The sequence below is a fragment of the Streptomyces sp. MnatMP-M17 genome, assembly GCF_900091995.1.
Taxonomy (GTDB): domain Bacteria; phylum Actinomycetota; class Actinomycetes; order Streptomycetales; family Streptomycetaceae; genus Streptomyces.
Window position 1 is genome coordinate 1 of sequence record NZ_FMDK01000828.1, and the last position, 2,700, is coordinate 2,700.

Annotated in this window: 1 protein-coding gene; it reads left to right on the forward strand. The window is 69.4% G+C overall.

Annotated features, from left to right (window positions below):
* Nucleotides 1-2,700 (forward strand): sensor histidine kinase (locus GA0115259_RS31430; protein WP_237540631.1); only part of this gene is annotated, 2,700 nt, incomplete at both ends.

Below are 2,700 nucleotides of genomic sequence, written 5' to 3' on the forward strand. Positions count from 1 at the left end.
GGCGGGTGCCGACCCGGCTGAACGCCATTCTCCTCATCCCTGTGCTGGTCGGTCTGGTGATGGGCGGCTTCCAGGTCAAGGGCTCCATCGACACCTGGCAGGAAGCACAGGACGCCGAGCGCACGGCGCTGGTCGTCAGGGCCGCCTCGGAGTACGGCCAGGCACTGCTCAACGAGCGTGATCTCACCGCTCAGCCGCTGCTGACCGGCGACGCGGAGGCACCGGTCGTCGGCCGGGCCCGCGCCGCCACGGACGCCGCGAAGAAGAAGTTCGACCTCGCGGTCCGGGACATGCCCGCCAAGCAAGGTCTGGAGCGCCGTCTCAGCCTGTTCAGGGCCGAGGAGCCGAAGCTCGTGGCCCTGAGGAAGAGCGCGTACATCGAGGCCGTCGAGACCGCCGACAAGAGCGGCGGCAAGGGCGGTCCCGTGGCGACCGAGGAGGGCTATGTGCTGGTCCAGCACTCCCTCATGGAGTTCGCCAACGAACTGGGCCTCGGCACCGGCAACATCACCAGCTACGGCCGTACCGTCTACGCGATCCAGCTCGCCAAGGCCGCCGAGTCGCTCCAGCGCTCCATCGGGACACATCTGCTGGTCAGGCCGAGCCAGAAGAACGATGTCAGGAACGGCCAGACCATCGCGTTCTCCTCGTACGCCTATCTGGAGGACATCGCCGTCGGCGAGTATGTCTCCGGCGGTACGTCGGAGGACACGGTCAGGCTCCAGGACGTGATGACGCAGAAGGCGGCCGAGGGAGCCAAGAAGCTCACAGCGGCCCAGCAGCAGGCCGCCGCCGCGGGCGAGGACTTCGTCGCACCGCCGAGCCTGGAGGGCTCTGTCCTGGACGGCATGGTGGCGGCGATCGCCACCGGTGCCAGCCCCGAGCAGCTCGCGCGGCGCGGAGTCACGCCCGAGGCCTGGATGGCCGCCTCCACCGCCAAGTTCGACGGCTACACGGTCCTGGAGAAGGACCTCGTCGACAAGGCCGTGGCGGACGCGGCCCAGATCTCGGACAACGCCAGGAACGACGCGATCACCAATGGCGCCATCGTGGTGATCGCTCTGCTGGCCGCCTTCGTCCTGGCCGGGATGATGGCCCGCCAGATGAGCCGCTCGATGCGGGAGCTGCGCACGGCCGCGTTCGGTATCGCCGAGCAGCGGCTGCCGATGCTGGTCGACCAGCTCTCCCGTACCGAGCCCGGCCGGGTCGACACCCGGGTGCAGCCGATCCCGATCGATTCGCGTGACGAGATCGGCGAGGTCGCCCGCGCCTTCGACCAGGTCCACCGCGAGGCGGTCAGGCTCGCCGCCGAGCAGGCGATGCTGCGCGGAAACGTCAATGCGATCTTCACCAATCTCTCCCGCCGCAACCAGTCGCTGATCGAGGGCCAGTTGACCCTCATCTCCGAGCTGGAGAACAACGAGGGCGATCCGGACCAGCTCGAAAACCTCTTCAGGCTGGACCATCTCGCGACCCGTATGCGCCGCAACGGCGAAAACCTGCTGGTCCTCGCGGGCGAGGAGCCGGGCCGCCGGTGGAACCAGCCGGTGCCGCTGGTGGATGTGCTCCGCGCCGCCACCTCCGAGGTGGAGTCCTACGCGCGTATCGAGCTGACCGGTGTCCCCGAGACCGAGATCCACGGCCAGTCGGTGACCGACCTGGTCCATCTGCTCGCCGAGCTGCTGGAGAACGCCACCACGTTCTCCTCGCCGCAGACCAAGGTCCGGGTCACCGCGACCAGGCTGCCCGACGGCCGGGTGATGATCGAGATCCATGACAAGGGCATCGGGCTCACCGCCGAGGACTTCGCGGACATCAACCACAAGCTGGCCAATCCGCCGACCGTGGACGCCACCGTCTCCCAGCGCATGGGACTCTTCGTGGTCGGCCGGCTGTCCGACCGGCACGGTATCCGCGTCCAGTTGCGTCCCTCGGGCGAGCAGGCCGGTACGACCTCGCTGGTGATGCTCCCCGACGCGATCACGCACGGCGGTGGCGGCGAACCGCTCCCGGCCGACGACTTCACCGTCTCGCAGCTCATCCCGGACCAGCCGGACCCGGCCGACGAGCCGGTCTTCCAGAGCGCTCCGATGCTGACGGCCGCCGAACTGGGCTTCGACGACTCGCGGTACGAAGACCAAGCTGCCCAAGCTGCCCAGGACGCGGCGGACAACGGCCCCCGCACGCTCGATCCCGTCAACCGCACGCTCAGGCGCGAGGAGCGCCGGGCCGAGGTGGGCACCTCCACGGGCGAGGGACAGCCTGTCTTCGGCGACGGGACCGACAGCCACTACCGCGAGGAGGTCGACGGCCGGTACGTGCCGCAGCAGGCCTCGTACGACCAGGGCTACGCGCCCCAGCAGCCCGTCGATCCCGCCGCCGGATTCCAGGCACCCGACTCCGGCTACAACGCGTACCAGGAGCCGCTGGCCCAGCCGTATACGGAAGCCGTCTACCCGGAGCCGCAGAGCCCGGAGACGCCCTACGAGAGCGCCTTCGCCGCCCAGCCCCAACAGGACGAGTGGGCCGGTCAGAGCACGTATCAGGACACCTACGAAGCCCATCGGCCAACGGAAGCGGAATCTGTCCCCGACGCTCCCGAGATCGCTCAGGACCGCGTAGGCTTCGACCGTCCGGGCCCGTCCCCGAGCAGCAGCCACACGCTGACGGACGCGGGTCTGCCGCGCCGGGGCGGCGGCC